Origin of the sequence: Corynebacterium sp. HMSC074C05 (genome assembly GCF_001838325.1) — a bacterium.
Classification (GTDB): Bacteria; Actinomycetota; Actinomycetes; order Mycobacteriales; family Mycobacteriaceae; genus Corynebacterium; species Corynebacterium amycolatum.
This window is the reverse complement of record NZ_KV836295.1, coordinates 285,083-310,529: the sequence shown is the minus strand read 5'-3', so window position 1 is coordinate 310,529 and position 25,447 is coordinate 285,083. Positions and strand designations below refer to the sequence as shown.

Genomic DNA, 25,447 nt, shown 5'->3' with positions numbered 1-25,447 from the left:
ATTGGTTCTCATTTCCCCTGATAGACTTCATCCACGACGCCGGTAACCGTGATTGAGGCTGGGGATTGGTTCTCATTTCCCCTGATAGACTTCACATCCGCCACCACGCGCGCGTAATCTGGCTGGGGATTGGTTCTCATTTCCCCTGATAGACTTCTTAGCGCGCTGGCCTCGTCCTCAGTTAAGCTGGGGATTGGTTCTCATTTCCCCTGATAGACTTCGGAACCATCGAACCCAAGCACAATCGTCGCTGGGGATTGGTTCTCATTTCCCCTGATAGACTTCCGAGAGGCAGAAAAATACCTTTTGAACAGGTCTATCAGGGGATTTTTTCTAAAAAATTTCAAGCTGTTGTGGTGTTTCCTCCATCTTTTGGGGCGTTCCCTTACAAAAACGGAACGCATTTGACCATTGTTTGTCTGTCAACGGAACGATTCGAACTTCGCCTGCGTTGGGTAACCTTTGCTTGATGTCCCTGGCAATTTTGGCTAGTTGTGCGCCTAATGGAAGGTATTGCACGTACACGCTGTATTGAACTCGACTAAAACCGTTGTCTAGGAGGAAATTCCGAAACTTTGTAGCTTCTTTTCGTTCAATTTCCGTCTTAACTGGAAGATCAAACATGACGATGCACCACATGCGTTTGTCCTCGCGCGTCATGATGATTCCCGGAAGGGGCCAGACCATGACTCCGCACGGAACTGCTTGATTTCTCCCTCTGCGTACCGTCCGAACTGTTGGGCTGTTGCGCTTAACATTGTGGTTACGCTTCGTCCATCTTTATGGAACTGAGCAGCAGAGGCTGAAACCAGTGCTGTTCGGACGGCGGGATTTTCAATCTCGGAGTCAGGAGGTAGTTGTGCGACGGAGTAGTCGATTACTGGCCTAAATGGTTCAATCAAATCATCAGCTAGATTAAAACCATTTGATCTTGAATGATGAAAAACACCTAAGGCAGGCCAGAGTCCGGCTTCTGTGACAGCTCGAATGCAGTGACCTCTTAGGATGGTGTACCCATAATTGAGTGCGATGTTAACGAAATCAATCCCATCTTGATTTCTATGAAAAGATTCATCGTAGAAGTGACTCCAATAGTAACGAGCTGCCTGTGCCTCGACATTCGCCGGATCGCCTGACCTTACTTCTAAAGCAAGCTTGTGCAAGTCATTCGAGGCTGCGGGAAAGCCGAGCGCCTGAAGCGTTTGTGCTTGACTGTGAACCTTCGCGCGCACGAGACTGGCCCATGCCTGTTTACGTCTAGGGAGGCTTAGACTGGCCTGTGCAATTTGACGTGCCCCGACACGGGTATGTGTCGACCACCCGGTGGATGTTGCGATAGGAATCTTTCGCCAATCAGTGATGATGACTGGAATGCTCTTCTCGCCCAGTACACCAAGCAGTCCAGACGAAATATCTACATTGTTGGCAATTGTAATCACCGCAGTCTCGGCGAGGCTAACAGTCTTACAATGTCCATCATGGTACTCAGCTTTGATGTGCCCGCGGGTGTAACTAAGTCGGCCATTGAATGATGTGAAGTCGAGTACACGCCATGTCATAGTGACTCCACTTGAACGCAAGTGGGGAGATGACCCGTACTTTCGAATCGCGGTCGACCATGCGCGTCCCGACGGACAATGGTTACGGAGCCGAGACCAAACAATTTGTTGACTGCTGGCCGCCAGCCAGGACGGTCAATGACTTTTTTGCAATCTGCTGAAATATTTGGAGGAAGTCCTTCGGCAGAAAACAATGTTGGCTTTAGCTTTAGCTTTGCATTTGAGTCAAATCCCCTAATTCGCCATGACCGTATGTCCCCATATTCCGCGAGGAAAGTGGCGGCTTGACCCGTAGCAACTTTACTAGAGTTCACGTGAAGCTCATCGCCGACGACAAACCAGGTGATGTATTCGGCTGTCCCCTCTCTCAATGCCTTACGAAGTTTTGGTTCGCACTGGCGTACAGAAATGGATTGAGGCGGTAGTTCGACTGAAAATAGATCTTCACCCTGGTGACGGGCAAGATCCACAGTGTATACGCGCTGCATGCAGTACGCTTGCTGCTTTCCGTTCGTAATACGATACAAACGCGCATGGTGGAAAGAGGCGCCGAGTTCTGCATAGCCACCACGAATAGCAATTGCACCAGCTTTAACACCGAAGAAAGTGATTTCATCCTCGGCTGTTAAGTGTTTTCCATTGACTCTGATCTCCCTCGTCGGGTTTTCCGGTAATCCGTCTTTCCAGTCAAAGTCCTCTGAACGTGTAAGGGCACACCAGAGTGCAGGTGTCGATGCTCTATCAATTAATTCAGTGGATAGAGAGTCTCCAACCCGCGCAGAAATAAGTTTTCCAATGCCAGCCTCGTGCGCCTGACTATTCCCAAGGCGTAGGCGGAGATTTTCGGTAACTGAAATGCGGTTATCATCCAGAGCATCCTGGAGTAGAGGTACGGTCAAACGCATTCGATGAGTCCATTGTTCAAACAGGTACCTGTTCTGTTGGTTCCGCCCCTTGTACTCTTTCCAAGTTCCATAGTCGGAATCAGGGGTACGAGTAATAGACTCTTCCCAACGCAAGTTGTCACGTTCCAGCAATGTCTGTGCCACGGTGTACGACATCAGCGAAATTACTGTCGCGTCCAACGCATGGTGACGCCGGTCTAAACGATTCTTACCGTGACTTCCGCCCAGCATTTTTATGCGCTTTTCGATGCCAGATGCTTTGCGAGCAGATGCAGTCACGGCACCGCTAAAGACACGGATTTTAGGTGCAAAGTCCATTTGCTCGAAGTAGCCAATTAGACGATGCCTGAGTTCGACGGCCATCCATGCAACCGATTCGATACTGCGGGCATCAATTTTCTCGTCTTCCGAAGTCCGCTTCAAATTCTTGATTACGGATCCTTGGAAATCCTTCATTTCCCTAGTAGTAAGACCGCTATCGGTTGGCCACTGATTCACTCGGTCAATAGCACCTTGGAGGCTCACATTTGGGCCAGATAGTTCTTTGCTTGCCCAAACTGCAAAAGGTAACTTTCCTTTACTGAGATTGCACTTATGGCATGCAGCTAGCAGGTTATTCCGTGAGTTAGTTGAACCTGCGCCGGCACGGGGAACGACATGATCCATCTCCGCATTCTTGAAAGTGATTGGCGCACCACAGTAAGCACACTGTCCATTTTGACGCTGGATTGCCTGGTATCGAAGTTGGTCGCCACGGCGTACCTTGCCCTCAATGCCCAGTACCTTGGCGATGTTTTCTTGGACTGCACGGTTACGTTTTGCACGGCGTTCGATACCACGGTCGATTTCTCGTGCGACATTTTCGGACTTAAATCCATGTCGAGCAGTCTCAATGTTAATTGATACAGGTATGCCCCAACGCTTCTCTGCAAGCAGTAGCCAGCGGTTAATTGCACTGAGTGTTCTGTCTACAGATGGGTTTCCTGTTGGTTCAGCAACTGGAGGAGCGGCAGGGTGCCAGCTATCAGAGATGTCAAAAAGCGCCTGACGCGCTGCATGTAAGTCAGCTTCGTTATTCAGTAAGTAGTGAGAGAGTTTTTCCAAAGTCCGCACTGAGTACGCAGAGCGCCCATGAGGAAGTTTGATTGATTCAAGTTTTTCCATCTCCTCTGGAGAAAGTGAGCGTATCGCTGTCGCTGCAGCAATCGCCTCAGGAGATTCTTCGGACGTTGTCTCTACATTGGACAGCTCGTGGATTAGTGCGCTGCGCATCGCATCGCTGCCTTTGCGCCAAAACTCTCGCAGAGACTTCACTTGGCAGTTCCACATGATTTGATGAGTGTGGTTAATAGGGGGAGCTGCTGATACTCGCTCACCATCGTCATTCGAGGTAGCAGTGCCTTTTAGGCAGCCGCGATCAATGCCAAGTACTTCAGCGACATCAGTCCAGGTTGGGGAAGTCCGTTTATTCCAAGTATTGAGGAAGCCAAAGACCTTCTTGCGTTCCTCTACGGTTAGAGCGCGTTGAGCTTTTGTGGGAGAGGCGGAGTCAGCAATTCGGACGTTCGCTAAAAGACTGATGGTTCGGTATTCATTAAAAGCAAGTGTGGCGCGCCATGCGCGTGGCTGCGATGGGTCGAGCTCATCTTTGCCGACAAATTTTTCAGCTGATCCCTTCGGGCTTTTCGCGTAAAAAACTTGGGAAACCACTTTCGCCATGAATTCGGAAGTGAACTCTTGGGTGGAGCCAATTTTCAAAATCTCATTAGCAAAATCCTGTTGGTTCAGGCGCTCTGATAGGAAGCCGCCTTCGCCACGCAGTTGCGTCGCACCATTTGGCAGTGCAGTAACCAGTTGGGCCAGAGTCGGATTAGAAGGAATCGGTCCCTTAGCTATTTCTCGTGCTTTACTCTCCAATGCCCGGAACCCATCAGATGGGCTGCGCAGAGCATTAAGCCGTTCAGCCGGAACATACGGATTTCTCCAGCCACGGTGACGAGCGATATGACGGATGGCGATTGAGAAAAGCTTGTACTTTTCGCCTTCATCATCAATCTTTTGATTGGCGAGTTTTGTTCGGGCTTCCCAAGCGATTTTGTCAGCCTCATTTTCAAGGTTCACAATTGGGAAGCCATTATTCGTGAGAAAAGAGTCCAACGTCGCCAGACGTTTTTTGCGAGTGGCATACAGGCGGCGTGTACGTCGCGCCACACCAGACACTGCTTTACGCGTTTGGGCAGTCTTCTGATTGTTCGGATCCAGCCCCGAGTCGTGAATATGGGACATGGAATTTAGAATCCTGATTGGATTTCCCGCGTCATCAATCTCTAGTGCCGCAAACCCGACAGAGAACAAACCAACATCGATACCAACCACGTAGCGCATGTAAAACTCCAAAAAATTAGGGCCCCGAAGGGCCCTAAGGAGCAATCGGAACCGCTAACGGGTCGGTCCTTACTGAGGATTGGTTCTCAGTCGAGAGTCTATCACAGAGCCCGGAGGAACATGGGTTTGAAAGATTATGATGTCGATGGGGGAGACCGAGTCTCGTTGCAACGAACAGCATTAACCTGAGTTGCTTAAGGGTAACAAAGTACTTGGGTTAGGTTTTTTGGGGGTTACCCCTGTTAAGTCGCACATCTTTGGTGATGCCCATTTTCAACCACGCCGAATCTGTTACACTTAGCAAAACGAAACTCAGGAGCTTGGTGTGCAGTACTTTTTCACGGTCCATGGCCGCAGAGATATCAACGCGTATGACTCTGACGAGGAAATGCACGCTGCCTTTGAACGGATTGGACGCTTCAATCAGAAGCTGCAGGACGAAGGTCACTGGGTTATGTCCGGCGGGCTGGTTCCACCAGAGGATGCCATGACGGTGCTGCCGGATGGTTCGCACAGCGATTTGCCGTACTACAACGCGATGACGTTCCCGTCGGCTTTTTGGATCGTCGAAGTTGCAGATGAACACGAGGCCATCAACCTGGCCCACGAAGCCTCAGAGGCGTGTGCGCAGGCCGTCGAAGTGCGCGCTATCGCCGAATAGCACACTTACTCACCGCAGTCCGTGCACTCGGCGCATGATGGTCAACATCGCTTGCGTCGGGATCCGCCGCATGAAGGGCCCCGCCACGCTTGCCGACGACCCCCGCGCCACCAGGGCCAAGGGGCGTTCGGCGGCCACCTCGCGCATAACCACCTCAGCAATCTCAGAAGCGGGAATGCCACGTTCCTCATTGGCGTTCAACTTTGTCAGCATGCGGTGGACATCGGCAGCGTAAACAGAACCCTCATCGCCATACGTCGTCCGACGTGAGGAAATCCCCGTGTTGATGGCGCCCGGCTCGACAACCGTAACCCCAATACCGAACTGCGCGACTTCACCCCGCAACGAAAGCCCAAAGCCGCGGATAGCGGCCTTCGTCGCCACGTAGGAAGAACGGTAGGACAGCGGCAACCCGCCGAGCATCGAGCCCACCAGCACAATTCGGCCACGACCAGCCTCGCGCATGCCGGGCAGCAGCTGCTGTAACAGCTCCACCTGTCCTAGAACATTGACTTGGAAGAGACGCTCAAGTGCCTCGCGGGGTAGCTCCTCGAAAGCGCCCGACTGACTCTCGCCGGCATTGGCAACGACGACGTCGTAAGGCCCGTGAGCGACCACAGCGGCGATATCGTCAGCGCTGGACATGTCGAGCGCCACCATCTGCACGCCCTCGGGGTGCGGCGCATCGGCGCCTCTGCGGGACGTGCCACCGACCTCGAAACCGGCCTTGACCAGTGCCTCCGCGCATGCCCAGCCGATGCCGGAGGAAGCGCCGGTCACTAACGCGCGGCCAGCACCTACAGTCGGCAGCTTCAGTCCGCGGGTGAGATTCGCAAAAGCACCGGTCAGGCCACCAATCATCGAGCCTGCACCGCCTCAATGGTCATGCCGCCAGCGCGGAGACGGCGGGACAGGGCGTCGCCAAGCGCGACAGTAGGAGTGAGCACGCCGGTGGTGTCCGGCAGATCGTCGTGGACGAGCGCGAGGGCGGCGCTGGAAATCATAATCGCGGTGCCTGCGTACCCTGGGTCTTCCTCAAGGGACACCTTGGAACGCCAGTGAATGCCGGAGGTATCGACGGTGTAGGCCTCGATGGTGAAGCGGCCTTCGGCCTGTGCTTCAGCGCTCGGGCCCTCGCCCGGCTTTGGTAGTTTTTTATCAATGAGCTTGGCCGTCGGCCCAAATGCCATCGCCGCCAGCGCCAACCTGCAGACAGCCGCGAAAATATTTGCGCGCACGAAAGCCTTCGGACCGCGGCCGACATTGAGTAGCTCGCGGTAACGGAAGGAATCACCGTAATCCGCCAGCATCGCCGAGCGCTGAACAATGCGGGTGTTGAAAGGCGACATGAAGAAGGGGGCTCGCCAGTGGCGGCGGAAGCGCGCCGGACGCAGGTCGACGCCGAACTTACCCTGGTCGGGTCCCGGCTCAGCCAGCGCGTACTGATCGGCGATGATGCGACGCAGCATGGGATTCTTCTTGGCCTGTTCAATCTGAACGCGGACCGAATCGATAGTGCCGCCGGAGACACCACCCTTGACATGCTTGAACAGCAGGGTTGTCTCACCGAGCTTGGTGTGGGCCGCCTCGTGGAGCTCACGGACAGCGACATCGGAGGGAATCGAGTCGAAGCCACAGGAGTGGACAATCTTCGCCCCGGTCTGCTGCGCTACCTCGTGATTGTTCGCGATGGAGTCGTGGACGAACAGCACCTCGCCACACAGGTCGACGTAGTGAGTACCGGCCTTGGCACACTCGGCCACCAGGGTGCGACCGTACTTCGCGTACGGCCCCACAACGGTCAACACCACCTTCGTGCTGGCTGCAAGCTGAGCCACCGCCTGTTGGTCGGCGGCATCCGCAACAATGACCGGCCAGTCCGATACGCCTGCATTCTCCGCGACGTCGGCAAGCTTCTGGGCGTTCCTGCCCGCGAGCGCCACCTTCGTCTGACCGGCGTGTTTAGCCAGATAGTCCACAATCAAGCGGCCCACGAAACCCGTGGCACCGTAGACGACGATGTCGTACTCGCGGTCGTGGTTGCGACTTTGCGGCTGTGCAGGAGAAGTAGTCATGCCTACGAAACTAATAAAACGAACGCGATACCGCGCGCGAATTAAAAAGGTTTTTCAGATCCGGGTATTCAGCGAGGGGTTTGGAGGGAGGGCTAACGTAGGACAAGTGACTAGCGCTAACGAAAACCCCGAACAGATCGAAGGACTACGGCCAGAAGATCCTGGATTCCGCCGCGCGCTCGTCGCCGTGCTTTTCGCCGGCCTGGCATCGTTCCAAGCGCTCTACGCAACGCAGGCGCTGCTGCCCACGCTTTCCGACGAGCTATCGGTTGACCCCGCCACCGCCGCGCTGACGGTATCTGCTACCACCGGTGGCTTGGCCTGCGCGATTATCCCGGTGTCCATTTTGTCGGAACGCTTTGGACGCAGACGCGTGATCGTCATCAGCGCATTTGTGGCAACGTTGCTGGGGCTCGTGGTGTCTATCGCGCCGGGCATCGGTTCGATGATTGCTCTGCGCCTGCTGCAGGGCATTGTCATTGCCGGTGTTCCCGCCGTGGCTATGGCCTATGTCAGTGAGGAAGTCCACGCCGACCATGTCAGTCGCGTGATGGGGCTGTATATCTCGGGCACGACGGTCGGTGGTCTGCTCGGCCGTATTATTCCGTCCATTGTGTTGGAGTTCGCCTCCTGGCGGGTGGCGATTGCGGTCTCGGCGACGGTGGCGTTTGTTTTCGCCATTCTGACCTGGTACTTCCTGCCGCAACAGCGTAGGTTCCAGCCGAAGCAGCTGTCGTTTGCCGGGGAGGGGCAGGCCATAGCGCGGCACTTGCGCGACCCGCGCATTCTCGCGCTGTGCGCCCTGGCGTTCCTGTTTATGGGGTCGTTTGTCTCTCTGTACAACTACCTGGGCTTCCGACTGGGCGATAAGTTCGGACTCTCCCCGGCACTGGCAGGGTTCGTATTTATTCTCTACCTGTCGGGCACGTGGTCGTCGGCACGCGCGGGCGTGTGGGCGAAGACGGTGAGCCGCCGTCGCCTCATTGCCATTGCGACTCTGGCCGCGTGCGTGGGCCTGGGGCTGGCGCTGCTGCCGTGGCTGCCCGCACTGATTGTGGGCGTACTTGTATTCACGGCATCGTTCTTCGTGGCGCACTCACTGTCCTCGTCCGGCGTGGGGCTGGTGGCTCAGCGCGACCGCGCCGAGGCGTCATCGATGTACCTGTTCAGCTACTACGCGGGTTCGTCCATTGTCGGTTGGGTCTCCGGCATGGTGTTCAGCCGCTTTGAGTGGGCAGGGCTGATTCCGTGGCTGGTGGCGCTGTCCTTCGTCGCGGGCGCGTGTGCTGTGGCGGGGCTGAAGCCGCGGCGATAGGTGGCGAAACCGGCAGCAAGGCGCATTTAGGCACCGCGTAAAGAACCCTTAATGTAAAAAACAGTGATTTTTTACATTAAGGGTTAGTTTTTAGGGCACTATATGTAAAAAGCATCATGTAAAGAACACCGGGGAAAGAAGAGAGCTCGCCGTGAAGCACTATCCGCTTAAGAGGATCTTCCACATGCCCGCACATGATGCGGAACAGACAGTGGAAGGCGAATACCAGTCACGCAAAGACTCCCCGTCGACGATTCAGTGGCACTTTCCGCTGGGGCAGTGGCCGCTCTTTTGCTGCATTACAAGCGATCTCGCGGCCAAGATTGAAAAGATTCTGTCTCTAGAGCTACAGATCTCACAGTTGTGGAATCGCCTGCCGGGTGCAGCGCGGACTCACTATCTTTTCAATCTGCTCCTGGCCGAGGTGGTAGCCACCAATGAAATTGAGGGGATCCACTCCACACGGCGAGAAGTCGCGGAGGCGTTGGACAACACTTCCGGAGCCCAGCACAAGCGCTTCCATGAATTCAGTCAGCTCTATTTCCGGTTGGCCAACGATGAGCGGATTGAGTTTCCGACAACGCTCACAGAAATCCGTCAGCAGTACGATAAACTTCTCGGCGATGAAATTGCCGCCGAAGATGAGTTAGACGGTGAACTCTTCAGGGCAGCAACGGTCACGATTACCGATGGGCAACAACAGGTTCATCGAGGTGTTGAAAGCGAAGCTGCCATTCACCAACTCCTCAATGAGTTCCTGGCAACGGTGAATTCCGCAGAGGACAATCGGCTGATTCGAATCTTGGCAAGCCATTTCATGTTCGAATTCGTTCACCCGTTTTATGACGGCAACGGCCGGATGGGACGTTTTCTACTGTCCGTGGCTTTGCGGGAGGCACTCTCGACCGCCACAGCGCTGACTATTTCCCGCCAACTCGCTGAGGATAAAGCAGAGTATTACAAGGCTTTTACCACTACGGAAGACCCAATGAACCGGGGAGAAGTCACTTTCTTCGTCGAGGCGATGGCTGATGTCATTCTGAATGCACAGCAGTATTTGCTGGAAGAGCTGCAGATGAAGTCTTACCAGTGCGAAAGGCTTGAACAGCGGATAGCTGAGCTATCTAACTCGCCCGAGCGGGTGCTGCCTGTGTCGCTTACAGGAAACGAGATTGGCACGCTATACGTCCTGGCACAGGGTCGGTTGTTCGGGCCCGAATATGGAATCAAGCTCGAACACGTCGCTGACACCGTCGGCAAGGAAAAGCGGACAGCGCGAAAGTATCTCGCCGAGTTAGAGGCGGCAGGATTGGCAATGCCCACGAGCCGCCGCCCGCTGCGATTCCAGCTGGCACCGGCGGGAGTAGATCTCTTAGGCCTTGAACCCGCCGACCATGAATCTGCTTCCAGAACCTACTTCTGACCCACAATCAGCTCAGTGCCATCGGCTGACAGCGGAGCCTGGCCAGCGGGCTTACGCGAGGGGCCAGAAACAACCTGACCAGTAGCAATATCAAAGTGGGAGTTGTGGTTCGGGCAAATCATCACACCATTGCTGACCTCAGTGATGCGACCATTCTGGTGCGGGCACGAACTGGAGAAAGCGGCGAACTTGCCCTCCTCCGGCTGCGTGACGACGTAATTGCCGATAACCACACCGCCGCCAACCGGAATGTCGGCAGCGTCAACCTTCTCCACCGCAGACTTTGGTGCACAGGCGGCTACGAGTGCGCCAGCTGCAGTGGCGGCAGTTCCCAGGAGGAAACGACGACGGGAGCACGGGGAGACATCAGAACTCATGGCACTGAGATTACCTTCATTTGATTACCTTTATTTCTTATACGAGCGTTCACCGAAGATAGCGCGTCCCACACGCACGGTGGTCGCTCCCTCGGCAATGGCTTCGCGGTAGTCGCCGGACATACCCATTGACAGTTCGTCGAGGCTGACACCTTCTGGCAAATCCCCGAGCAGACTGTCGCGCAGCTGGCGCAGCTCCGCGAAGGTCTCACGCACATTCGGATCATTCTGGGCGGCGATGGTCATAAACCCGCGCAGACGCAGGTTCGGGTAATCGCCATCGGGGCCGAACATGCGGACAAACTCCGCTGCGTGGCTCGGCGCCAGACCTGACTTCTGCGGCTCGCGGGAGGCATTGACCTGAATTAGCACATCAAGCGTGCGCTCGGCATCAGCCAAGCGGCGCTGCAGCGCCCCGGCCACCTTCGGGCGATCCAGCGCCTGAAACTCATCGGCACAGCTGACCAAGTGGCCGGCCTTATTCGTCTGCAGCGGACCAATGATGGCCATGTGTGGTGCCTTGTCGCCGAAGGCATCCCGGAATGCCTCCGCCTTGGCCACCGCTTCCTGGACGCGGTTTTCCGCCAGGCCAGCGCACCCGGCTGCTGCGAGCTCCGGCCAGGATTCCACCAGAGCGTCGACAGGCACAGTCTTGCTGACGGGCAGCAGACGAACCTCGGAGGGCTGGCGCCCGGCTCGTCGGCAAGCGTCGTCGATCTCGGAGCGAACCTTGCGATAGTTTTCCACGAACATACCTCCCACTCTAAGGCCTGAGTAGGAAGAACAGTGCGGTAGTGTCGAATCATGCTCATGGACAGACTCTCGACGCTTTCCGTCATGCAGAGACGGATCTTGGCAATTGTATTTGGGCTGGTGTCGCTGGTCGTTGTCATCGACTTCATCTATCTTGCGGCAACTGCCTACATGATGGACCTCGAGGTCTTCCAAGACGCCGGCTGGGCGCTACGACGAGACCAGGATCTCTACTCACCAGAGTTTCCCACCAGATCGGGTTTCCGCTTCATCTACCCACCGTTTGCAGCGCTGCTGTTTTACCCGCTGACCTGGGCGGGGCCGGTCACCCTGCAAATCATCTGGACGTTCGCCACGCTGGCGGCGGTGTGGGCGATGCTGTGGATGGTCTTCACTCGTCTCGGCTCTGAGCGTCCGAAGCTGATGGCTACCTGTCTGCTCGGGGTGGTGATGCTGCTTGACCCGCTGCGCGCCAACGTGCTCTTCGGGCAGATCAACGTCTTCCTCGCGCTGCTGGTGGTCTCCGATGTGTTGGGCTTTTTGCCCAAGAAGCTGCGTGGATTGGGCGTGGGTATCGCGGCGGGTATCAAGATCACCCCTGCGGCATATGCGCTGGTGTTCCTCATGCGCCGTGACTTTGCGGCCGTGGCCAAGAGCTTCTGCTGGTTCCTGGTGACCGTCGCCATTGGTTTCGCCGTGCGCTTTAAAGAGTCGATTTACTTCTGGACCGATGAGTTCTTCGCCGGCAACCGCGGTGGCGCCCCGGCTTACGAGGCCAACCAGGCGTTCAGTGGTCTGCTCGCCCGCGCCGGGGTGGAGGGCACTGCGCTCGATATTGGCATCTACGGTTTCTTCCTCTTTGGTGCCATCGCCGCCGCTTTCGTGGCGTGGATCTACCACCGCAATGGTTATGAGGTCGCGGCCCTCGGTTTCGTCGCGCTGGCGGTCAGCTTCGCCGGGCCGTACGCGGTCAGCCACCACTGGTCAATTGTCATGGTCTTCGTGCCGCTGGTGCTCTTCGTCCGCGAGATCGGGAACATCGTTGTCGGCACCTTGTTCATGATCGCCCACTGGTGGGCGCCGTACAAGGTCTTCGTGGGCAACGACTTCGGTCACGCCGCGGGCGTGGGGCAGTGGTTCTACGGCAACATGCAGGGAATCATGGGCGGCGTGCTCTTCTTCACCTGCCTGGGCTACGCAATCTACCTCTGGTACAAACCCAGTCGCGTGCGGGCGCAGGCAGTTGCTTAACGACGAGCCTGCTTAACGACGGCGCTTCGTTCTCGCAGTAGCCTGCTCCTCCCACGGGTTCTCCGGCCACGGGTGCTTGGGGTAACGGCCCCGCATCTCGGAGCGAACCTGTGCGTAGGCGCCATTCCAGAAACTTTCCAAGTCTCCAGTGACCGCGAGTGGTCGCTGAGCCGGTGACAGTAAGTGCATTGTCACCGGCTTTTCCAATACCTGCGGGGTCTCCGCCAGGCCAAAGCACTCCTGCAACTTCACAGCCAGGACAATCTGCGCCTCTTCGTCGGTGGGGTCCTCCGGGTACTCCAGGCGAATCTTAGAACCGGATGGGACCTCCAGGCGTTCGGGCACCAACCGGTCGAAGTCCGTAGCCTCCGGCCAGGGCAGCAGGCGGCGGAGGTGCTCGGCATCCAAAGTCGGAGGGGTCGGGCGGTCCAGCTCGCCAGCGAAGAGGAGCTCGGCCTGGGCCGCAAGCCCTGCGGGGGAGACATCCGGCCATGGGGCACCGCGATGAGTGTGGAGAAAGGCCATGCGGCGGCGGAGCTGTTCGGTGTCGCGGTCGAGGTTGGGGGCGGCGTCGGCAAGCGTGTCGGCAAGCCAGGTGGAGTTGGCGGCAATGCACTGCTCGGGCGTCGGGGAGACCTGGCGGGAGGACAGTTCGATGGCGCCGAGCAGGTCGCGCTCGCGGGCGCGAACGCGGCCCTGTTCGACGTGCGCCGTGGTTTCCGTGTGGGCGAGGTGGCCGGCGGCGAGCATGGCAATTTCTAGGTCGATCGCCTCGCCGTCGCGGATTAGCGCGCGGCCGTGGGAGAGCCGCGAGATGTTGGCGGCCGCGATCCACTCGTGGCCGTGTAAGTCAGAACCGCGGGCAAGTTCCGCTGCGGTGCCGCCGGTGAAGAGGTATTCGTCGGAGTTCGCACTGCGCCGTCGCCCGATGAAATCCGGCCAGGCCAGGGCCGTGACCAGCGCGGGGATGTCCGAGGGTAGCAGGTTGGCGGGGGCTTCAGTATCCAGCTCAATGCGGCGCACCTGCTTGGCCAAGCCGCGGGCATCGGTGAGTTTCTCCACCGCACGTGCGACCGCGTCGGCGTGCTGCGGCATCATTGCCGTGGCGGTCAGTAGTGCGCGTCCCATGCGCGGATGCACTGGCAGGGTAGCCAGGGTGCGGCCGAGCTCCGTGATATCACCGACCTCATCAACAGCACCCAGGCCAGCGAGAATGCGGTTTGCAGCCTCCGTGTGGCGGGGTGGTGGGGCGTCGAGAAGCTTGAGTCCCTGCATCCCCGGCGTGCCCCACGCGGCGGCGTCGAGGAGTGCCTGTGTCAGGTCGGCGACCTCGATTTCCGGCGCGGGCCAGGCGGGAAAGGACGCGAACTCCGACTGAGAGACGCAGCGCACCACGATGCCCGGACCCTCACGTCCCGCACGGCCCGCGCGCTGGTTTGCGGAGGACTGCGCACACGAGCTGGTGACCAGGCCGGAGAAGCCACGCGCGATGTCGAGTCGCGGTCCGCGCGCGAGGCAGGCGTCGACAACGGCGCGCACGCCCGGCACGGTCACGGATGATTCCGCAATCGCGGTGGACACAATCACGCGCCTACCGTCCGCTTGTCGACGGAACACGCGGTCCTGCTCTTCGGAGCTCTGCTGGCCATGCAGCGTTAGCACTGTCGCATCTGAGGCGTCGGCGATATAGCCTGCGCAGCGTTCCACCTCGCGGATCCCGGGGAGGAAAACCAGCACATCACCGGCGGCTTCCTCCACCAGTTTCCTGGCCTGCGCTGCCACGTGCTGCAGGAAGTCGTCGGTCACACCGCGCGCATCCAGCCGTTGCGGAAAGGGTGCGTAGCGGATGTCCAACGGGTGGATTGCCGCCTCCGCAGCCACGATGGGAGCCGGGGCAGAGCCACCGAGCAGGGTCGCGAACTTCGGCGCGTCCACCGTTGCCGACATAGCGACAAGGCGCAGGTCATCGCGGATATCCCGCAAGTCGCGCACCATCGCCAGCACTAAATCGGTATCCAAGCCGCGCTCGTGCACCTCGTCGATGAGCACCGCGCTGGCATCCACGTCGCCGTCGCGCAGCAGTCGACGCAGCAGCACACCGGGAGTGACAAACTCCACGCGGGTGGCGCGGGAAACTTTTGTGTCGCCACGCACCGAGTAACCAACTTCCCCACCGAGCTTCGTGCCCGACAGCTGTGCCAACCGCCGCGCTGCCGAGCGCACCGCCACACGCCGGGGAGCCGTGACCACAATGCGGCCGCCCAGGGTGTTGGCTACTGCCGGCGGAACCAAAGTGGTCTTGCCGGTGCCCGGTGGGGCCTGGACTACTACGTCGTGGTCGCGCACGGCGTCGGCAAGCGAGACGAGCTGCGACGCGAACGGCAGGTCTGCAGAAATGTTCTGCAAATTGAACTGGAAATCGATGCTCATAGAACTAGTAGTAACTCCGGACAGGCGGGTAAAGTGCCCGCATATGCAGGACTTATCTCGTTTTGGTTGGCTTTCAGTGGGGGCGGCGGTCGTCACCATCGCGCTGAAGTTTTGGGGCTACACTCTGACCGGATCGGTGGGCCTGCTTTCCGACGCGACGGAGTCGATTGTCAATCTGGTTGCGGCAGTTGTCGCAATTATTGTGCTCAAGGTTATCGCGCGGCCCGCGGACCGCGACCATGAGTTCGGCCATTCCAAGGCAGAGTACTTCTCGGCCGGGCTGGAAGGGGCCATGATCTTCGTGGCGGCGGCGGCGATTATTTATGTCTCTATCGAGCGTTTGGTGCACCCGCAGCCGATTGAGCAGATCGGCCTGGGCCTCATCGTGACCGTGATTGCCTCGGTGGTTAGTGGTGCGGTGGCGCTGATTCTGCTTAGAGCCGGGCGCCAGCATAACTCCCTGGCGCTGACCGCCGACGGCAAGCATCTTATGACCGATGTGTGGACCTCCGCCGGTGTTCTGGCGGGTGTGGCTCTGGTGTGGATTACTGGCCTGTGGTGGCTCGACCCGATTATCGCGCTGGCGGTGGCCGTAAACATCCTGGTCACTGGTTTCAAGCTGCTGCGCGATTCCGGTAACGGCCTGATGGACAAGGCCATGGAGGGCGAGGACCGCGTGGCGGTGGACGAGATTTTGGCCTCGCACCGCAATCGGAGTCGGGGCATTGACGTTCACGAGATTCGCACTCGTGTGTCGGGGCATCAGCAGTTCATTGAGTTCCATGTGCTGGTGCCGGGCGCGTGGAGCGTGGAGCACGGGCACGATGTGCTCACCGCGATGGAGGATGAGCTGCGGGAGCGCTTCCCGGGTGTGCATATTTCCTCGCATCTGGAGCCAATTGAGGACGAACGCGCCTATGGGGATGTGCAGTTGTAACGCGCGTGAGGCAGCTCGGTAGAGGCTAAAAGATTGCGCAGTACCCAAAGTGAGCCAAATTCCACGAAAGCGCTGAAAGTGATGAGCCTTACACTTTAAGATTGTGTATACAAAATCATGCACTTGTTAAGTCCACTCGAAGGAACTGCATAAATGACCTCCGAAGCCTCAACCACTTCCACTGGAATTAGCCGTTTTTCCGCGAAGAGCCCGAAGTTGCCGGAGCCGTGCCCTCGGCAGGACATCATTATTCCGGCTAATGACCGTGTCCTGCTGCGCGGAACGATGTTCCGCCCGAAGGAGAACCCAGAGAACATTCCCAACGGCATCATCACCGTCCACTCCGGTACTGGTGTGCCGCAGGGGTTCTACCACCGTTTCGCTGAGACCGTGGCAGAAAAGGGCTACGGCGTTATCACCTATGACTACCGCGGAATTGGCCAGTCCGCTCTGAAGACTGACCAGAACAATGAAGACATCCGGATGTCGGACTGGATTACCAAGGATATTCCGGGTGTGATCGAGTGGGCCAAGGAGACCTACCCGGACGTGCCGCACTTCGCTGTCGGCCACGCGGTTGGTGGTCACGGCATCGCCTACGCCGGCTCCGAGGGCACCTATGACGCAGCAGCGCTGGTCAACTGCCGCGGTATGCGTATTTCCAAGGTGCCGTCCGTGGCGGGCAAGGTCCGCGCATTCTTCATCTTTAACATTCTCGGCCCGATCAGCGGTTTCATCACTGGCCACATTCCGGCGTCGGCGTGGCGTCTGGCTGTTGAGCCGCCGAACGGTGTCATGCGTCAGTGGGCGCGCTGGGCTCGCAAGGAAGGCTACTTCTTCGACGACTCCGAGTTCGACTTCGCTAATCGCTTCTCCAAGGCTCCGCAGCCGTTCCTGTCCATCCGCGTTCCGGATGATTACTGGACTGAGGAGTCCTCGGCAGACCTGATCACCAATGTGATGAGCTCTGCTGAAAAGATTGAAAAGCGCCAGGCTCAGCCGGCTGGCGGCAAGGGTGTGGGCTACGGTGGTTACTTCCGCTCCGGTCACGAGAAGGAGTGGGACGAGCTGCTGGACTGGTTCCAGACCAACAAGGACTAAGTAGGAGGTTGCATGGCGATTGCCAAGGTGGAAACGCCCTTTGGAGCGCTTGGAATCGCCACCTCCGCTCGCGGGGTCGTCGAAGTCAATCTCTTAGGTCCCGTGCTTGACGACGACCCCAGCGCCGCCGACCACGAAGCGCAGGCGGTGGCGGAACTGGCGGCGCAGCAGTTCCGCGAGTATTTTGCCGGGCAGCGCCGTGAGTTTGCGCTGCCGCTGGACTGTGACGTATTCACCCAGGATTCTTTCCGCGCTCGTGCACTGACCGCACTGCGCGATGTGCCGTATGGCCAGGTCGTCACCTACGGCAAGCTCGCCGAGATGGCCGGCTCACCCCGTGCCGCCAGGGCTGCCGGGTCGGCCTGTGCCACCAATCCGCTGGGTATTCTGATTCCCTGTCACCGCGTGGTGCCCGCCAGTGGGGGAGCGGGATCTTTCGGTGCCTATGCCGGTGGCCGCGAAATGAAGCGCTGGCTACTCGAACTCGAAGGTTGGCCACCCGCTAATCTCTAATGCATGACTTCACATTCTCCGCGCGACCAGTTCGCCACCGAATTTGAGAACATCGTCCGCAACCGTCGTGCCACACGCGTCTATGCTGACGAACCTCTTGACGACGCTGACGTGCGCCGCCTCCTGGAGCTATCTTTGGAAGCTCCCAGCGCCTTTAACATTCAGTCCCGCGCGATTGTGCGTATCGAGGACCCTGAGGTGCGTCAGAAGGTAGTGGAAGCTGCCGGCGGTCAGAAGCAGGTTGCCAATGCGCCGCTGCTACTCGCTTTCATTGGTGAGCCGACCGGCTGGAAGCGCGGTATTCCGCGCCTGATTGAGACCAACAAGGCCACTGGCCTGTGGGACGAAGTTGCCGCCGCTGAGCGGGAGGCCTCGATGATCTCCTTCCATGAAGCCCGCGAGAAAAAGGGTCTCTCCCGCGAGTTCGCAATCCGCGACGCCATGATTGCCGCTTCTTTCGCTATGGTCACTGCCAGCGCCTTTGGTTGGGCTAGCTCCCCGATGACGGGCTTTAGTGAGCAGAAGGTCAAGGAAGCTATCGGTGCCGGTGACACCGATGTGGCGGTAGCGCTGTTGCTGGCCATCGGTGTCCCGGGTGAGTTCCCGGCTCACCCGGGCCGTTTCGAGTTCGAGCAGCGCGCCTACACCGACCGCTACGAGGGGTAGCAGCCCTACAGCGCGAGCGCTACCTCGACGGCCTGGCGGATGGCACGCTTTGCGTCCAGCTCAGCGGCCACGTCTGCGCCACCGATGATGGTGACATTGGAGTTATCGCCGGTGACGCTCTCGCGATCCTTGTCGCCCAGGCAGTCCAGATTGGATACCTGTCCAGTACAGACAATCACGTTGTCAACTGCGATGACCTGTGGCTTTTCATCGATGGTGATGTGTAGACCCTCGTCATCAATGCGGTTGTAGGTCACACCGGTGTACTGCTTGACACCGGCCTTCTTGATTTCCGCACGGTGAACCCAACCAGTGGTCTTGCCCAGGCCCTTGCCGATGCGGGAGGTCTTGCGCTGCAGCAGGTGCACCTCGCGCTCGACCTCAAACTCCTCAGCCGCGCCAGAGACCGTGCCCGGCTTGGTCAGACCCGCGCGGAACTCCGCTGGGTCACCGACGCCCCAGGCGTCCTTCCAGGCCTCGATGGTCTGGTTCGGCTTGCGCGTGAGGTACTCACACACGTCCACACCGATACCACCAGCACCGATGACGGCCACCTTGTTACCGGCCTGCTTCGCACCCGAGAGCAGCTCGTCGTAGCGAATGACCTTCTCGTGGTCGATACCGTCAATGCCCGGGATTCGTGGGGTGACACCCGTGGCCACAATCACGTGGTCAAACTTGGTCTTGAGCTCGTCGACGTCGGCACGCGTGTTCAGGTGAACCGGAACTTCGAGCACCTCCAGGCGACGTGAGAAGTACTTCAGCGTCTCGCCGTAGTCCTCCTTGCCCGGAATCTGTGCGGCGAGGTTGAACTGGCCACCAATCTGATCGGCGACCTCGAAAATCTCCGGCTGGTGACCGCGCTGAGCTGCGGCTTCCGCGAAAGCGAGTCCAGCCACACCAGCGCCGATGACGGCGACGCGCTTGGCCTTGTCCTTCGCAACCGGCACGGATACCAGTTCGGTTTCGTAAGCCGCCTTCGGGTTGACCAAACAGGTGGAGCGCTTGGCCGCGAAGGTGTGGTCCAGGCAGGCCTGGTTACAGGCGATACAGGTGTTGATCTGGTCAGCTCGACCATCGCCCGCCTTGATGGCGAAGTCCGGGTCAGCCAGCAGTGGGCGGGCCATGGAAATCAGGTCCGCATTGCCGTCAGCGAGGATCTTCTCCGCAACCTCAGGGCGGTTGATTCGGTTGGAGGCTGCGACCGGGACGTCGACAAGCGAACGAAGACGACCAGTCAGATCCGTGAATGCGGCGCGCGGCACGGACGTAACGATGGTGGGGACGCGTGCTTCGTGCCAGCCGATGCCGGTGTTGAAGACATCGACGCCAGCCTCGACCAGACGCTGCGCGAGTTCAGTGGTCTCGGACCAGGTCTGGCCGTCTTCCACCAGGTCAAGCAGCGAAATGCGGTACTGAAGCAGGAAGTCCTCGCCCACTTCGGCGCGAATGCGGCGGACAATTTCGATGGGCAGACGCATGCGAGCCTCGGCGCTGCCGCCCCAGTTGTCCGAGCGGTGGTTAGTGCGCTCGGCCAGGAACTGGTTGAGCAGGTAACCCTCGGAGCCCATAACCTCAATGCCGTCGTAACCAGCGCGTTTCGCGAGCTTCGCGGCGCGGACATAAGCGCCAATGGTGCGTGAGACATCAAAGCCGGTGAGGCGATGAGCCTTAAACGGGCTAATTGGCGACTGGCCGGTGTCAGCGGAGCGAGCCAGCGGGCTGTAACCGTAACGACCGGCGTGCAGCACCTGCAGCACAATGTGGCTGCCGTGGGAGTGCACGAGGTCAGTAACGCGGCGGTGATTGTCCGCCATGCGCTTCGACGCCATCATCGAACCGGCCGGAGTCAGCCAACCTTCGATGTTGGGAGCATAACCGCCGGTGACGATGAGCCCCACGCCACCTTCGGCGCGCCGACCCAGGTAGGCAGCCAGCTTGGGGATATCACGGGTGCGGTCTTCCAGACCGGAGTGCATTGAACCCATGATGATGCGATTGCGCAGAGTTAGAGGACCGACGTCGAGAGGGGAGAGAAGATGTGGGAAGTGAGGCTGGTCAGACATGCAACCAGTATCGCGGTTTTAGCGACTGTGCATGCGGTGAATCGGGAAAATTCCTGCACAGTTTTATATACGTTTCACGTGGAACATCAGGTGTAAAGCACACGCAGTCTTCGGCGGAGGAAGGTGTCCTATGACTACAGTCGGGGATATCAGTAGACGCATGTAGCAAGGAGTTGAGCCCTCATGACCTCTGAAACTTCAACTAATGGCAGGAAAGTAGCTGTAGTTACCGGTGCTTCTTCCGGTATTGGTGCAGCCACTGCCAAGCAGTTCGCAGCTGAAGGTTTCCGCGTTGTGCTGGGAGCCCGCCGCGAGGACAAGCTCGAGGCTGTCGCGGAGGAGATCCGCGCTGCCGGTGGTGAAGCGACAGTCTACAAGGTCGACGTCACCTCCGACGACGATGTGGTGGCGCTGGCTAAGGCTGAACCGCGTGTCGACGTGCTGGTAAACAACGCCGGTGGTGCCTGGGGCATGGAGTCGGTTGAAGGTGCTGTCGAGGAAAAATGGCGTTGGATGTACGACGTCAACGTGCTGGGCACCCTGCGTGTTACCCGCGCACTGCTGCCCGCACTGAAGTCCACCAGCGGCATTGTGCTCACCGTCGGCTCGATTGCCGGCCGTCAGGTCTACACCGGCGGTGCCGGCTACAACGCAGCCAAGCACGCTGAGCGCGCCCTAGTGGAAGTCCTGCGTCAAGAGGTTGCTGCCGATGGCGTGCGCGTCACTGAAATCGACCCGGGGCGCGTCCACACCGACTTCTCACTCGTGCGTTTCGATGGCGACGAGACCAAGGCCGCAGCGGTCTACGATGGCGTTGAGTCGCTGACCGCCGATGATGTTGCCGACATCATTGTGTTCGCGGCCACCCGCCCGAATCGCGTCAACATCGACTTCCTGCAGGTGACCCCCATCGACCAGGTGGGTGGCGCCAAGCCGAAGAAGTAAGCCCAAAACCAAAGTCAAGTACATATCGACTAAATAAAGGAGCCGTGCATGAGCATCGATATTGCCGCTGATACCAAGATTGCCCTGGTCACGGGCGCAAGCCGTGGTATTGGCCTGGCGGTCGCCAAGGATCTCTCCCGTGATCACCATGTCATTGTGGGCGCTACCAGTGCTGAGTCTGCTGAGAAGGTGGCGTCGCAGTTGCCGTCGGCAAGCGTATTCGTTGCTGACCTGGGTGATGTCGACGCCGTAAACGCGGAAGTGGAAAAGCTGTTGGAGGCGCTCGGTGGGCGCGGGCTGGATGTGCTCGTGCACTCGGCGGGTGTGTACGTCGATGGGGACGTGGCGGAGGTTTCGCGTGCGGACTGGTCGCGGATTATGGACATCAACGTCGTCGCCGTCGCCGACCTGACCCGCCAGCTGCTGCCGGCGCTGCGCAAGGCGGAGGGCACGCTGGTGACCATCAACTCGGGCTCGGGATTCCGCGCTTCAGCTGGTACTTCGCCGTATGCAGCATCGAAGTTCGCGCTGCGGGCGTTCACCGATGCGCTGCGCGAGGAAGAGCGTGGCGCGGTACGAGTCAGCTCCGTGCACCCCGGACGCGTCGATACCGATATGCAGGTTCAGCTGCAGTCGAATTGGCACCGCGATGATGCGGATTGGCGTTACGACGGCACGAAGTTCATGCGGCCTGAATCGATCGCAGCCGCAGTACGTCTGGCCGTTGATACCGGAGCGGACGCCAACGTGGATGAAATCCAGGTGCGCCCGCGCGGATAGCCGCGCAAAAGGTAGCGAAGATACACAAAAAGTGTGCCCACGCGGCGGATAGCCGGTGGGCACACTTTCGTGTACAGGCTTCTTACTGAGCGTCCAGGTTCAGGCGCTCGTGCATTGCCTTGACTTCGCGCGGGACAACCTTGCCGATGGCGTTGCGCGGCAGGGAGTCGACGAAGAAGACGCGGTCCGGAGTGGAGTGCTCGGCCAGAGTTTCGCGGACGTACTCGCGCAGCATGTCCTCGGTGAGGTTCTTGCCGGCCTCATTGTCCTCGCGGACAACGTAGAGGAACAGGTCAGCGAAAATCTCGTCGTTTTCGTTGCTGCCGTGGCAGAAGACATCGGCGATGCCCGGCACCGGGCCGAGAATTTCTTCGACCTCGCGTGGGAAGACGTTCTCGCCGCCCTTGATCACCATGTCGTCGGAGCGACCACAGATGTACAGGTAGCCGTCCTGGTCGATACGGCCGAGGTCACCGATCTGGAACAGGCCATCGACGGTGGTGAACTTGTCCTTCTTGTTCAGGTAACCGATGAAGGAGAGCTCCTGAGCGGTGTGGATCATGCCAACCTCACCCGGCTCGACTTCCTTGCCGTCGTCACCCAGGATGCGAACCTTGGCGCCAATTGCCGGTCGACCTGCGGAGTCCGGGCGAGCTGCGAGGTCCGCGCCGGATGCGATGGAGCACAGGCCGGCCTCGGTGGAGCCGTAGAAGTTACAGATAACCGGACCGAAGCGGTGAGTCAGCGCGGAGACGAGCCAGCCCGGGATGGCGTTACCAGAGGAGACGATGAAGCGGAACGGTCCAATCTTGCGGTTCGGCTCCTCATCCAGAACGTCCTTAATCTGGCGCAGGAAGAAGGCCGCGGAAATCATGCCGTTACAGCCGTACTGCTCACACTGGTCAACAGCCTTCTTCGGGTCGAAGACACGCATGGTGACAATGGTGGAGCCGGTAGCCATGCCAATCAGCACATTTGCCCAGCCCCAGGCGTGGAACATGGATGCGGACTGGTGAATGACCATGTTGCGGCGCCACGGAATACGCTCGGCGATTGCACCCACAGTTGCCGGTGTCTTCGGCTCATTGCGCAGGACACCCTTCGGGATGCCGGTCGTGCCGGAGGACATGATGATGATGCGTCCCTGCTCCGGCTTCGGATCTAACTTGGCGTTCGATGTACGACCTTCTTCAATGAGGTCTTCCATGAACAGGAAGTTCTTGCCTGCGTTCTTGCGGGTCTCCGGCTTGGTCACGGAGGTAATAACGACGGTGACATCGTCGAGGTCTTCCGGCAGATTGCCCAGGAACTCGTCATCGACGAACAGGAACTTGGCCTTGTTCTGGTCAACGACGCCGCGAATCTGAGTCGGGCCGGAGCCGATATTCATCAGCATAATTTCGGAGCCGATGAATCCCTTGATGGCCATCGGCAGGATGATGCCGCGGCCGTTACGTGCGATAACGCCGAAGCTGGACTTCTGGGTCATGCCACGGTCCATCAAGGCGCGAGCCAGGGCGTGAGCGTTGTCCAGCAGCTGAGAATAGGTCAGCTCGCCGTCATCATCGACAAGGGCGAGGCGATCCGGGTAGCGCAGCGCACTCATGGAAATAAGGCTGGCGACGGAGAACTTCAAGCGACGCAGGTAATCGAGGATCTTCGGCGCCGTCTTCGGAGTCATGTACAGGGCGCCGGTACGCAGGAGTGGTGGAATCGACTGGGCAAAAGCCTTGATTTGGAGCCCAAGTGGTACTTCCGGAGCCTTCATTTCAGCTGCCATGGGTGAGAATCCTCCAAGATGATGGACAAGCGATTAATAGCGCCAAGCGACTCTTTAGTCACATTGACACCATCAGTCACGATAGTGCGATTTTGTAACAACCAGACTTTAACAAACCTGTGCCGCGTCAAAAAGTAGTTTCGACGAAGAAAAGTAAAAATACGCAATCAGTGTGCGCAATGCTTTACGACGGATACCTTTTTCGCGAACGGACTCGAGGATACAGTGTTATCAAACGGTTATAAACCGATGGAAAGCGCCGAATGTAACGAGATGATAACACTGTGGTAACGAAATCAATTCTGATATTGACCTATATAACTCTATGAGCCCTGGGGTTTTCGGCTGGTTTGTTTGAGGGGGCGGGCAGTGGCTGAATGGCGGTCGCCCCCAGAAATTAGGGGGCTAGGAATCTTCAAAAAAATAGAAATGTTCGCGACTAGGAGGGGCGGAGGTTGCGAACACGTAGCTAAATAGGTGGCATATTCGCCGGCTTGAGCCTAGAAGCGTGGTGTCGGTGCGTGCTGGAAGCGGTTGCCCTAATTCAGGGTTAGAGCGGCAAGCGCGGGCTCATCCTCTGTTGTGCAGGTGGAGAGCCAACGGTCGATGGCATCATGCTCCGCCTGCGTGATCCACAGGTGGTATTTGTGTTTTACCGCCACCTGGCGAGCGACATACTGGCAGCGAAATGGTTTGTTGGCGGGTACCCAGGAGGCGGCATCGCTATCCCGCTTTTGTTGATTAGCGGGACCATCGACGGCCAAGAGGTTGAGGGGGTCATTGGCAAAGTCCTGCCGAACCTCAGGTGAGACCTGCTGTGCTCCCTTTTGCCAGGCGTCGCTCAAGGCTACAACATGGTCGATTTGCACGGCGGAAGAGGTGTCGCGGCCGCGCTGGAACTCAATCATCGTGCCGGTGTAGGGATCCAGTAATTGCCCCGAAAGTACGACGCAATCGCGAGTATTTGGTTTGTACTCCTTATTAATAAGGTCACGATTCAAAATGTCGTTCCGTGTGTCACATCCGTTGTGGCCAAACTCGGCAGAGACGTCATCACTCCAACGTTGCCCGAATTCGTCGCGCGCATAGCCGGTTTTCGGTGCGCGCCCTTTTATCTCCAGCTGGTTGAGGGCGCTACGGATGCCGTCGATAGGCGATGTGCCGGGCGCTGGGGTGTCGGGGGCGTCGGGCGCTTCAGGAATCTCGGGCGCGGGTTCCGCTGGCTCGGGCGTGAAAGCGGGTGCCGGTGCCGGGCTGTGCGACTGGCTCTCTGGGGTGGGGTCTATGGGAGCCGTGCAGCCGCTGAGGATTGTCGCTGTGCCGATAAGGAGGGCGAGGCCCTGTAATGGCGAGCGGAAACGACGGTTGGCGAACATGGAGCTAACCATAGCGGTAGGAGCGGATTGGGTATGGAGGGGGTTTGCTAAAGAATCGAACAACCGTGCGTGGATAGTGGGGGTGATAGCTCGATTAGGGGGAGTTGAAGTTAAAACCGGTAGTAAAAGCCTGGTTTTTATCGAATGGC

The 25,447-nt window shown here is 58.5% G+C and carries 21 protein-coding genes and 1 CRISPR repeat array; of the genes, 10 read left to right on the top strand and 11 right to left on the bottom strand.

Features of this window, described 5'->3' with window-relative positions:
- Position 1 precedes the first annotated feature (1 nt).
- Positions 2–285: direct repeats of the CRISPR family, unit length 28 nt; unit sequence TTGGTTCTCATTTCCCCTGATAGACTTC.
- Between the two features lie 48 nt (positions 286–333).
- Genes cas2 through cas9 form a run of 3 tightly spaced genes read right to left on the bottom strand, consistent with a single transcriptional unit; the run spans position 334 to position 4,849 of the window.
- Positions 334–660: a CRISPR-associated endonuclease Cas2 gene (cas2, locus tag HMPREF3042_RS09470; protein WP_070857047.1), complete on the bottom strand. Its 327-nt coding sequence runs from the start codon at positions 658–660 to the stop codon at positions 334–336.
- Positions 657–1,559 carry a type II CRISPR-associated endonuclease Cas1 gene (cas1, locus tag HMPREF3042_RS10695; protein ID WP_083327464.1) on the bottom strand — a complete coding sequence of 301 codons (903 nt, stop codon included), beginning with the start codon at positions 1,557–1,559 and terminating at the stop codon, positions 657–659. The genes cas2 and cas1 overlap by 4 nt, the downstream gene beginning before the upstream one ends.
- Complete coding sequence (cas9, locus tag HMPREF3042_RS09465; RefSeq protein ID WP_070856964.1) at positions 1,556–4,849, bottom strand: type II CRISPR RNA-guided endonuclease Cas9; 3,294 nt, start codon at positions 4,847–4,849, stop codon at positions 1,556–1,558. Before cas9 ends, cas1 begins: the two co-directional genes overlap by 4 nt.
- A 325-nt stretch (positions 4,850–5,174) precedes the next feature.
- On the opposite strand from cas9, the gene HMPREF3042_RS09460 reads away from it, so the two are divergent.
- Positions 5,175–5,510: a YciI family protein gene (locus HMPREF3042_RS09460; protein ID WP_048731941.1), complete on the top strand. Its 336-nt coding sequence runs from the start codon at positions 5,175–5,177 to the stop codon at positions 5,508–5,510.
- Positions 5,511–5,519: 9 nt separating this feature from the next.
- On the opposite strand, the gene HMPREF3042_RS09455 is transcribed toward HMPREF3042_RS09460, so the two are convergent.
- Together HMPREF3042_RS09455 and HMPREF3042_RS09450 are read right to left on the bottom strand one after the other, a co-directional pair.
- Entirely contained in the window at positions 5,520–6,371 is an 852-nt protein-coding gene (locus tag HMPREF3042_RS09455) for an SDR family NAD(P)-dependent oxidoreductase (protein ID WP_070856961.1), read from the bottom strand.
- Positions 6,368–7,585 carry a saccharopine dehydrogenase family protein gene (locus HMPREF3042_RS09450; RefSeq protein WP_070856960.1) on the bottom strand — a complete coding sequence of 406 codons (1,218 nt, stop codon included), beginning with the start codon at positions 7,583–7,585 and terminating at the stop codon, positions 6,368–6,370. The genes HMPREF3042_RS09455 and HMPREF3042_RS09450 overlap by 4 nt, the downstream gene beginning before the upstream one ends.
- Positions 7,586–7,691: 106 nt before the next feature.
- Between HMPREF3042_RS09450 and HMPREF3042_RS09445 the strand changes: the two genes are divergently transcribed.
- Both HMPREF3042_RS09445 and HMPREF3042_RS09440 read left to right on the top strand, forming a co-directional pair.
- Positions 7,692–8,900: an MFS transporter gene (locus HMPREF3042_RS09445; protein ID WP_070856958.1), complete on the top strand. Its 1,209-nt coding sequence runs from the start codon at positions 7,692–7,694 to the stop codon at positions 8,898–8,900.
- Positions 8,901–9,051: 151 nt separating this feature from the next.
- A complete protein-coding gene (locus HMPREF3042_RS09440; protein ID WP_070856956.1) occupies positions 9,052–10,323 on the top strand; it encodes a Fic family protein in 1,272 nt (423 codons plus the stop codon).
- On the opposite strand, the gene HMPREF3042_RS09435 is transcribed toward HMPREF3042_RS09440, so the two are convergent.
- A complete protein-coding gene (locus HMPREF3042_RS09435; RefSeq protein WP_016421777.1) occupies positions 10,314–10,700 on the bottom strand; it encodes a Rieske (2Fe-2S) protein in 387 nt (128 codons plus the stop codon). The genes HMPREF3042_RS09440 and HMPREF3042_RS09435 overlap by 10 nt on opposite strands.
- 30 nt (positions 10,701–10,730) lie before the next feature.
- Positions 10,731–11,453: a YggS family pyridoxal phosphate-dependent enzyme gene (locus tag HMPREF3042_RS09430; RefSeq protein ID WP_070856954.1), complete on the bottom strand. Its 723-nt coding sequence runs from the start codon at positions 11,451–11,453 to the stop codon at positions 10,731–10,733.
- Positions 11,454–11,537: 84 nt separating this feature from the next.
- On the opposite strand from HMPREF3042_RS09430, the gene HMPREF3042_RS09425 reads away from it, so the two are divergent.
- Positions 11,538–12,704, top strand: coding sequence for a glycosyltransferase 87 family protein (locus HMPREF3042_RS09425; protein ID WP_246815081.1), 1,167 nt, complete (start codon positions 11,538–11,540; stop codon positions 12,702–12,704).
- A gap of 12 nt (positions 12,705–12,716) precedes the next feature.
- Here the strand turns inward: HMPREF3042_RS09425 and HMPREF3042_RS09420 are convergent, their stop codons facing one another.
- Positions 12,717–15,134, bottom strand: coding sequence for an ATP-dependent RNA helicase (locus HMPREF3042_RS09420; RefSeq protein ID WP_070856952.1), 2,418 nt, complete (start codon positions 15,132–15,134; stop codon positions 12,717–12,719).
- 43 nt (positions 15,135–15,177) lie between these two features.
- Between HMPREF3042_RS09420 and HMPREF3042_RS09415 the strand changes: the two genes are divergently transcribed.
- The 4 genes from HMPREF3042_RS09415 to HMPREF3042_RS09400 all read left to right on the top strand — a co-directional run bounded on the left by HMPREF3042_RS09415 (position 15,178) and on the right by HMPREF3042_RS09400 (position 18,351).
- Complete coding sequence (locus tag HMPREF3042_RS09415; RefSeq protein ID WP_070851583.1) at positions 15,178–16,071, top strand: cation diffusion facilitator family transporter; 894 nt, start codon at positions 15,178–15,180, stop codon at positions 16,069–16,071.
- A gap of 153 nt (positions 16,072–16,224) precedes the next feature.
- Positions 16,225–17,172, top strand: coding sequence for an alpha/beta hydrolase family protein (locus HMPREF3042_RS09410; RefSeq protein ID WP_038627187.1), 948 nt, complete (start codon positions 16,225–16,227; stop codon positions 17,170–17,172).
- Between the two features lie 12 nt (positions 17,173–17,184).
- Entirely contained in the window at positions 17,185–17,685 is a 501-nt protein-coding gene (locus HMPREF3042_RS09405; protein WP_070856951.1) for a methylated-DNA--[protein]-cysteine S-methyltransferase, read from the top strand.
- A 3-nt stretch (positions 17,686–17,688) separates the two neighbouring features.
- Positions 17,689–18,351, top strand: coding sequence for a nitroreductase family protein (locus tag HMPREF3042_RS09400; protein WP_070601373.1), 663 nt, complete (start codon positions 17,689–17,691; stop codon positions 18,349–18,351).
- A 5-nt stretch (positions 18,352–18,356) separates the two neighbouring features.
- Here the strand turns inward: HMPREF3042_RS09400 and HMPREF3042_RS09395 are convergent, their stop codons facing one another.
- A complete protein-coding gene (locus tag HMPREF3042_RS09395; protein WP_070856949.1) occupies positions 18,357–20,417 on the bottom strand; it encodes an oxidoreductase in 2,061 nt (686 codons plus the stop codon).
- 183 nt (positions 20,418–20,600) lie between these two features.
- On the opposite strand from HMPREF3042_RS09395, the gene HMPREF3042_RS09390 reads away from it, so the two are divergent.
- Together HMPREF3042_RS09390 and HMPREF3042_RS09385 are read left to right on the top strand one after the other, a co-directional pair.
- Positions 20,601–21,362, top strand: coding sequence for an SDR family oxidoreductase (locus tag HMPREF3042_RS09390; protein ID WP_070601371.1), 762 nt, complete (start codon positions 20,601–20,603; stop codon positions 21,360–21,362).
- Positions 21,363–21,410: 48 nt separating this feature from the next.
- Positions 21,411–22,142, top strand: coding sequence for an SDR family oxidoreductase (locus HMPREF3042_RS09385; protein WP_049193379.1), 732 nt, complete (start codon positions 21,411–21,413; stop codon positions 22,140–22,142).
- Between the two features lie 82 nt (positions 22,143–22,224).
- Here HMPREF3042_RS09385 and HMPREF3042_RS09380 read toward each other — a convergent pair whose 3' ends face one another.
- Together HMPREF3042_RS09380 and HMPREF3042_RS09375 are read right to left on the bottom strand one after the other, a co-directional pair.
- Positions 22,225–23,922 carry an AMP-binding protein gene (locus tag HMPREF3042_RS09380; protein WP_070601370.1) on the bottom strand — a complete coding sequence of 566 codons (1,698 nt, stop codon included), beginning with the start codon at positions 23,920–23,922 and terminating at the stop codon, positions 22,225–22,227.
- A gap of 539 nt (positions 23,923–24,461) precedes the next feature.
- A complete protein-coding gene (locus tag HMPREF3042_RS09375; RefSeq protein WP_246822401.1) occupies positions 24,462–25,298 on the bottom strand; it encodes an HNH endonuclease family protein in 837 nt (278 codons plus the stop codon).
- Positions 25,299–25,447 lie beyond the last annotated feature (149 nt).